Origin of the sequence: Actinotalea sp. (assembly GCF_041597215.1) — a bacterium.
Taxonomy (GTDB): domain Bacteria; phylum Actinomycetota; class Actinomycetes; order Actinomycetales; family Cellulomonadaceae; genus Actinotalea.
Genome location: NZ_JBFHHB010000157.1, coordinates 1 through 7,727 on the forward strand (window position 1 = coordinate 1; position 7,727 = coordinate 7,727).

General features: G+C 73.8%; 6 protein-coding genes and 1 pseudogene. 1 reads left to right on the plus strand and 6 read right to left on the minus strand.

From position 1 onward, the window contains the following. The 4 genes from ABWK99_RS11230 to ABWK99_RS11245 all read right to left on the minus strand — a co-directional run. Positions 1-545, minus strand: a 545-nt coding sequence (locus ABWK99_RS11230) for an MFS transporter (RefSeq protein ID WP_372594790.1), incomplete at its 3' end; no start/stop codon positions are given. Beyond that, positions 542-1,033 carry a MarR family winged helix-turn-helix transcriptional regulator gene (locus ABWK99_RS11235; RefSeq protein WP_372594791.1) on the minus strand — a complete coding sequence of 164 codons (492 nt, stop codon included), beginning with the start codon at positions 1,031-1,033 and terminating at the stop codon, positions 542-544. The genes ABWK99_RS11230 and ABWK99_RS11235, both read right to left, overlap by 4 nt. Before the next feature lie 110 nt (positions 1,034-1,143). Further along, a complete protein-coding gene (locus ABWK99_RS11240; RefSeq protein ID WP_372594795.1) occupies positions 1,144-2,457 on the minus strand; it encodes a UDP-glucose/GDP-mannose dehydrogenase family protein in 1,314 nt (437 codons plus the stop codon). 134 nt (positions 2,458-2,591) lie between these two features. Continuing rightward, positions 2,592-4,082, minus strand: coding sequence for an NCS2 family permease (locus tag ABWK99_RS11245; protein ID WP_372594792.1), 1,491 nt, complete (start codon positions 4,080-4,082; stop codon positions 2,592-2,594). Positions 4,083-4,225: 143 nt separating this feature from the next. Between ABWK99_RS11245 and ABWK99_RS11250 the strand changes: the two genes are divergently transcribed. Then, a complete protein-coding gene (locus ABWK99_RS11250) occupies positions 4,226-4,453 on the plus strand; it encodes a DUF2530 domain-containing protein (protein ID WP_372594793.1) in 228 nt (75 codons plus the stop codon). Positions 4,454-4,466: 13 nt separating this feature from the next. Here the strand turns inward: ABWK99_RS11250 and ABWK99_RS11255 are convergent, their stop codons facing one another. Together ABWK99_RS11255 and ABWK99_RS11260 are read right to left on the minus strand one after the other, a co-directional pair. Beyond that, a complete protein-coding gene (locus ABWK99_RS11255) occupies positions 4,467-7,487 on the minus strand; it encodes a sacsin N-terminal ATP-binding-like domain-containing protein (protein WP_372594794.1) in 3,021 nt (1,006 codons plus the stop codon). Then, positions 7,484-7,727: pseudogene (locus tag ABWK99_RS11260) on the minus strand (hypothetical protein); the annotation flags it as partial. The pseudogene ABWK99_RS11260 and the gene ABWK99_RS11255, both read right to left, overlap by 4 nt.

Genomic DNA, 7,727 nt, shown 5'->3' on the forward strand with positions numbered 1-7,727 from the left:
AACGAGACGCCGTTGAGGGCGAAGACCCAGCCCGTGCCGATCCAGGCGATCAGCACGCCCGCCAGCCCGGGACCGATGAGGCGAGCGGCGTTGAAGGACGCGCTGTTGAGGCCCACGGCGTTCGAGAGCTTGTCAGCGGGGACCATGTCCGCGACGAAGGTCATCCGGACGGGCCCGTCGATCGCCGACACGCAGCCGAGCAGGAGCGCGAAGACGTACACGTGCCACAGCTGGGCGTGACCGAGCAGGACGAGGGCGCCGAGACCGAGGGCGAGCACGCCCTGGGCCGCCTGGGTGGCGATGAGCAGGGCGCGCCGCGGGAGCCGGTCGGCGAGCACCCCGGCGTAGGCCGACAGCGCCAGGACCGGCGCGAACTGGAGCGCGGTCGTGATGCCGACGGCGATCCCGGAGTCGTCGCTCAGGACGGTCAGGACGAGCCAGTCCTGCGCGACGCGCTGCATCCAGGTGCCGACGTTCGCCACGAGGGCGCCGACGAACCACAACCGGTAGTTGAAGTACTTGAGGGAGGTGAAGGTGGAGCTCACTGCGTGGCGATCCGATCCAGGAGTACTGCCGCACGCGCGAGGACCTCGCGGTCGGCGGGGGTGAGTTCGGCGAGCCTGGCCTCGAGCCAGACGTTGCGCCTGCGGCGCGTCTCGGTGACCTCTGCCATCCCCGCCTCGGTCACGGAGATGACGACCTGCCGACCGTCCGTCGGGTGCTCGTCCCGCCGGGCGAGGCCCGCGTCGACGAGTCTCGCGACGATGCGCGACATGGGCGGGCCCTGGACGTGCTGGTCCTCGGCCAGGACCGTCGGGGTCATCGGGCCGCGGTTGGCCAGCGCGGCGAGTGCCGCGTACTGCCCGTCGGTGATCTGCTCGCTGCTGCGCTCGAGGCGCAGCCTGCGCGTGGCCCGGGTCACCGCGACCCGCAGGCTGCCGGCGAGCGTCGTGGGGCGGCACTGTGCCGGGCGGACCCGCGTGTCGAGCGCGGGGTCCTGCCCGGTCTCGGGCCGGGGATCGATCGGAGGCATGTCCGTATCATAGGTCATGACCCGGGGTACGTACCTCCGGTAAGGAGACGCACGGGCTCAGCCCGCGGTGTGAGTCGGGGTGGCTCGCCCCGCAGGGTGAGCCGGGGTGGCTACTGCCGGCCGAGCGCGCGGTACGTCCACCCGGCGGCGCGCCAGGCGGCGGGGTCGAGGGCGTTGCGCCCGTCGAGGATGCGTCGCTCGGCCACGAGCGTGCCCAGGTGCGCCGGCTCGAGCTCGCGGTACTGCGTCCACTCGGTCGCCAGGACCACGAGCTCCGCCCCTGCCGCTGCGGCCTCGGCGCTCTCGGCGAAGCGCAGGTCGGGCCAGGCCCGCTCGGCGTTCTCCATGGCCTCGGGGTCGGTCACCACGACATGCGCACCCTGGAGCCGCATCTGGGCCGCGACGCTGAGCGCTGGCGAGTCCCTGACGTCGTCGGAGTTCGGCTTGAAGGCCGCGCCGAGCACGGCGATCCGTCGGCCGACGATCGAGCCGCCGCAGACCTCGCGCGCGAGGTCGACCATGCGGACCCGCCGGCGCAGGTTGATCGAGTCGACCTCGCGCAGGAAGGACAGGGCCTGGTCGGCGCCGAGCTCGCCCGCCCGGGCCATGAAGGCCCTGATGTCCTTCGGCAGGCAGCCGCCACCGAAGCCGAGGCCGGCGTTGAGGAAGCGGCGACCGATGCGCGCGTCGTGCCCGATGGCGTCGGCGAGCTCCGTCACGTCGGCACCCGTCGCCTCGCAGAGCTCGGCCATCGCGTTGATGAAGGAGATCTTGGTGGCGAGGAAGGAGTTCGCCGCGACCTTGACCAGCTGGGCCGTCGCGAGGTCCGTGACGACCTGCGGGATTCCCTCGGCCAGCGGGATCGCGTAGACCTCGTCGAGGACCGCCCGCGCGCGCTGACCGTCCGGCCCCTCCGGCAGCCCGTAGACGAAGCGGTCGGGGTGCAGGGTGTCCTGCACGGCGAAGCCCTCCCGCAGGAACTCGGGGTTCCACACGAGCGTCGCGGCCGGCTCGACCTCGGCGATCCGGGCTGCCAGGTCCTCCGCGGTGCCGACGGGCACCGTCGACTTGCCGACGACGACGTCGCCTGGCTGCAGGTGCGGGAGGAGCGCGTCGAGCGCTGCGTCGACGAAGCGCAGGTCCGCCGCGTTCTCGCCGCGCTTCTGCGGGGTTCCCACGCAGATGAAGTGGACGGTGGCGCCACGGGCGGCCGCCATGTCGGTGGAGAAGGCGAGCCGACCGGTGGCCGCGGTCTCGGCGAGGAGCTCCGGCAGGCCCGGCTCGAAGAAGGGGGCCGTGGCCGCGGTCAGGAGGGCGACCTTCTTCTCGTCGACGTCCACTCCGACGACGTCATGGCCGAGCTGGGCCATGCACGCCGCGTGGACCGCTCCGAGGTACCCACAACCGATCACCGAGATGCGCACGTACGCCTCCTGCTTCCGCTCAGCGCCCGCGGGCCGCGCGAGCGCACTCATCCTGCCACCTCCGGATGAGGACGGGCCCGGCCCCCGAGCACCGTGGTGCGTCGGGGCCCGGGCCCGTCCGGGGACAGCGGAGGTCAGACCCCCCGGGCCGACTTGATGGGACCGAGCGTGAAGTACGCGATGAAGAGCAGAGCGGTCCCCCACATGAGCGGGTGGACCTGCTTGGCCTTGCCGTTGGCGACCTTGAGCACGACGAAGGCGATGAAGCCGGCGCCCATGCCTGCGGTGATCGAGTAGGTGAAGGGCATGAGGATGATCGTGAGGAACGCGGGGATCGCGACCTCGTAGTTCTTCCAGTCGATACCCGAGACCTGCATGACCATGAGGAACCCGACGACGACGAGAGCCGGCGTGGCTGCCTCGAACGGCACCATCTCCACGAGCGGCGAGAGGAAGGTCGCCAGCAGGAAGGCGGTACCGGTGACCACGGAGGCCAGACCGGTCCGTGCGCCGTCCCCGACACCAGCGGCCGACTCGATGTAGCTCGTGTTGGAGGAGACCGAGCCCATCCCACCTGCCGCTGCGGCGATCGAGTCGACGACGAGGATCTGCTTGGACTTGGGCGGGTTGCCCTCCTCGTCGAGCAGTCCGGCCTCGCCACCGACGGCGACCATGGTGCCCATCGTGTCGAAGAAGTCGGCGAGCAGCAGCGAGAAGACGAGCAGGACGACGGCGACGATCCCGATCTTGCCGATCGAGCCGAAGAGGGAGAACTGACCGAGCAGGGAGAAGTCGGGAGCGCTGACGATCCCGCCCTCGGGGATCGCCGGGACCCCGAGCCGCCACGCGGTCGGGTTGCTGCCGTCGATCGGCTGCTGACCGAGCTTGGCGAAGCTCTCGATGATCACCGCGAGCACGGTCGAGCTGAGGATCGAGATGAGCAGCGCACCGCGGACCTTGCGTGCCATCAGCACGATGGCCAGGAGCAGACCGACGACGAAGACGAGCAGCGGCCAGCCGGCGACCGAGCCGGAGACACCCAGCTCCACCGGGGTGGCGAGGCTCGCGGGGATCCGGACGAAGCCGGAGTCGACCAGGCCGATGAAGGCGATGAACAGGCCGATGCCCACGCTGATCGCGGTCTTCAGCTCGATCGGGACGGCCTTGAACACCGCGGCCCGGAAGCCCGTGAGGACCAGGACGAGGATGATCAGCCCCTCCAGGACCACCAGGCCCATCGCGTCGGGCCAGGTCATCCCGGGAAGCGTGGCGATGGAGTAGGCCACCACCGCGTTGAGCCCGAGACCGGCCGCGAGCGCGATCGGGAAGTTCGCCACGACACCCATGAGGATGCTCATGACGCCGGCCACCAGGGCCGTGGCTGCGGCGATCATCGCGAAGTTGGGGCCTTCGGAGCCGCCGCCGAGGAAGTTCCCGCCGAAGCCGTTGTCCTGCACGGTCCCGATGATCAGCGGGTTGAGCACGATGATGTAGCTCATCGTGAAGAAGGTCACCAGGCCACCGCGGATCTCGGTGCCGACGGTCGAGCCGCGTTCGGTGATCTTGAAGAAGGAGTCGAGGAAGCCTCCAGCGCTCTGAGCGGTGGAGGTCGTGGTCTGCGCCATGGCGCACAGGGTGGCAGACCTGTGTGTCCGGTGTGTATCCGTGCACGTATCGTGAGCAGGCCCCTCCCGCGGCGGGGTCCCGGCACCGATGCGCGAGCCGCCGTGCGCACCTCGGGGCGCGCCGCACCACCTAGGCTGGGCACATGCCGCGCCGACGACTCCTCGAGCCGAGCAGGCTCGCGCCCGTCCCGGTCGACCTGACCCGGGTCTTCCTCGTGGGGACGGCGCTCTGGGTCGTGGCCCTCGTCGTCTTCGCCCTCCTCGCCTCGGTCGGCGACGGCAGCAGCCGGGCCGTCGCGACCTGCGCGACCGGTGCCGGGCTCGGCCTGCTCGCGGTGCTGTGGGCGCGCCGTCGGGGGCCCCGGGCCTGAACGGCCCCGCCCCTCATGCCCCGAGCGGGTCCCCCGCACGGTCGAGCAGGACGGCCGTGAGCGCCGACGGGTCGTGCAGCAGGCGAGCGATGCGGTCCCGCTGCGCCCATCCCGCGAGCAGGGCCGTCCCGCAGGCCAACCCGTCCGTCGTGCTCGCGTGCACCTGGCCCTCGGAGACCCACCAGTCGACCGGCTCGCCGTCGACCCGGAGCTCCTCGTGCTCGAGCCAGGTCGGCGGCAGCCCCGGGATCAGGTCCAGCAGAACCGGCGGCGTCGGCACCCGGGTGCCGGACGAGGTCACCCTCCCGCGAGCGCGGTCGGCACCCGTGTCGAGGTCCAGTGCCCGCGCCGCCCGCTCGACCTCGCCCGCCGGCACCACGATCGCCGGCAGGCACGCGTCGAGCTGAGCCCACATCGGGTCGACGACGGCAGCCTCCTCCGCGGCGACCACGCGGGCCTGGCGGGACGGACCGTCCGCCACGAGGGCGGGCAGCCGGGAGATCTCGTCGACGGGGTCCTTCCCCGCCGCCACCCGGGCGAGGGACCGCCACAGGTCGACGGCGACCGCGTGCTCGCAGGTCGCACCGACCTCCAGTCCCTCGCAGAGCTCGACCCACCCCTCGGCGTCGAGCTCGGCGGTCGACCAGACCCCGCCGAGGGCCCGCAGCAGCTCGAGGGCTCCGGGAGCCGCGACGGGTGCGGGGCCTGCGCCCTGCGCCGCCAGGAGCTCGGCCACGGCGGACACGGCCCGCGGCGGCGGACCGAGCAGCCTCGCGGCGCCCTGCGCGTGCACGCCGGGGAGGGCGAACGGCGCACCGAGACCGAGCGGGGCACGGGTGCGCAGCCACCAGGCGGTGTAGGAGGGCGAGCGACCGCCGTCCTCGCGCAGGACGGGACGCAGCACCTCGCTCCAGGAGCCGTCCGCGAGGGCGAGGAGCACGGCGCCCCAAGCCTCGGGCCGCAGCGCATCGAGGTCGGCGACGGCCAGGAGCTCCTCGCCCTCCCGCGGCGCACCGAGCTCGTCGAGGTACTCCGCCCACCCGTCCAGCGCCTCGGTCACGACGGGATCGTCCGCCCGGACCGTCGCCGGCCCGCGGAGGACCCCGACCTCGGTGAGCAGCTCGCCCCAACGGTCCACGAGCCACGGCGCCACCCGGGGCAGCACCTCCTCGTCGAACCACTCGGCCGCGTCCGTCCCCGGCAGGGTCAGCCCGCGCGCGGGGACCGCGTCGCCGTCCTCCGCCTCGAGCAGCGCCTCGCCCCACCACGGCTCCGGGTCAGGGCGCCGGCCCGCCTCGCGGGCGGCCCCGAGCAGCCCGAGGAGCACCTCGGTCGCCGCGCGCTCGTCCTCGCCCTCCTCCCCGAGCACCCAGCCACGCAGCAGGGGGTGCCGGGCCAGGGCGCTCGCGTCCGCACGCTCGGCACCGAGCCGTTCGAGCACCGGATGCGCGGCCTCCGGGTCGACGATCCTGAGGCCGGCACCGGCGAGCGCGTCGAGCACCGGGGCCGGGACGTCCCCGTCGACGATCACCAGGCCGCGCGCGCCGTGCACCACCCGACCGTCCCGCAGCGGCACGGGGACCGCCGCGAGGTCGGCGAGGCTGTCCCCGGTCGCGCCGGAGAACAGGTCGTACACCCGACGCAACCAGGCCGGCTCCGCCGCCGGCAGCTGTTCGGCGATCTCGGCCATGGCCACCACGCGCAGCCCGAGGAGCCGCACCAGGTCGCGGTGGGTGTCGTCCAGCCGGACGAGGGAGGCGTCCCAGGCACCCAGGACGTCGAGCGCCGCGCGGTCGGAGGTCCATGGCGCCGCCAGGACGGCGGCGTCCCGTGGAGCGATGCCGCGCCCGTCGCCCGCGGTGCTCAGCACGGGGGTGCTGCGGGTCGCCGCCAGGAGCGCATCCCTGACCGCCCCGTCCAGGGCCCCTGCCGGCCAGGCCCGCGGCAGGAGGTCGAGCGGGTCCGGTGCGGCCCGTCCCGCCGCTCGCTCGTCACGGCAGTCGAGCAGGAGCCGAGCCCAGACCTCCCCCGAGCGCTGCACCAGCAGATCGGTCGCGGCCCCCGGGACGACATGCCTGCGCGAGGGGTCGAGCGGGAAGGTGCCCACCAGCATCGCCGGGACGGTGCAGGGCTCGTCGGTCGGGGTCGGGGCATGGACCGGCCCCGACACGGTGACCCCGTCGCGCCGGACGGCCCAGCTGAGCTGCCAGCCGCGTCGCTCCTGCTCCTCGGTCGGCCGGTCCGCGAGCGCGGCAGGCGAGAACTCGCCGGTGGCCGTCGCCACGATCCAGCGGTCCCGCACACCGGCGATCTCACGCACCGAGCCCGGTTGCTCGATCGTCACCCGGACGAGACCGGGAAGCGCCAGGAGCAGCCCGTCGTCGACGGCCTCGAGCTGCGCTGCGACCTGGGAGACGGCGGCGTCGTCACGCAGCTCCAGCACGACGACGGTGTCCCAGGGGTCACCGAGCATCGGGGCGTCCGGCCCGGTCAGGGCCGCCTCCCCCACGGACCCGGGCCCGGCGAAGGGCAGGCGCAGGGCGGGCAGCGCTCCGCGCCGGCTCGCCACCACCCCGTCCAGCGCGGGTTCGGCCGCGAGGAGGGCGGCGGCCCCGCCGAGGGAGAAGTGCGCCGATCCGCCGTCGGTCAGCACGGCGATCTCGTCGGAGACGGACCGCACGGCGGCGAAGCCCACCCCGAACCTCCCCACCCGTGCGGAGGTGGGGCCGGCACCGCTCTTGGCCGAGGCGCGCAAGGTCGCGAGCGAGGCGAGCCCGCGGGAGTCGAGCGGGGTGCCGGTGTTGGCAGCGAGGAGCAGGGGCCTGGGCCCGGGAACCAGCCTGAGCAGGAGCCGCCCGTCGGTCCCGGCGGCGTCCGCGGCGTTCTGCGCGAGCTCGACGACGACGCGATCGCGGTAGCCACCGCGGGCGTGGTCCTCCTCGCTGTTGGCGTCCTCGCGCAGCCGGGCGGGACTGGCGCGCCAGGCCGTCAGCGCCGCCTCTCGCAGCGCGGCGGCACCCAGCGGGTCGGTCACTCCCCTGCGGGGTCCGCGGCGGGCTCGTCCGCCGGAGCGGTGTCGGCGACGGCGGGCTCGGCCCCGACGGCGGGCTCGGCCTCAGCGACCGGCTCGGCCTCGACGGCGGGCTCGGCCTCAGCGACGGGCTCGCTCTCGACGGCGGGCTCGCTCTCGGCGTCGTCGTCCCGCGTGCTGATCTCGAGGTCCTGGGCCATCTCGTCGATGACGGGCGCGGCATCGGGCCAGTCGGTCGGCACC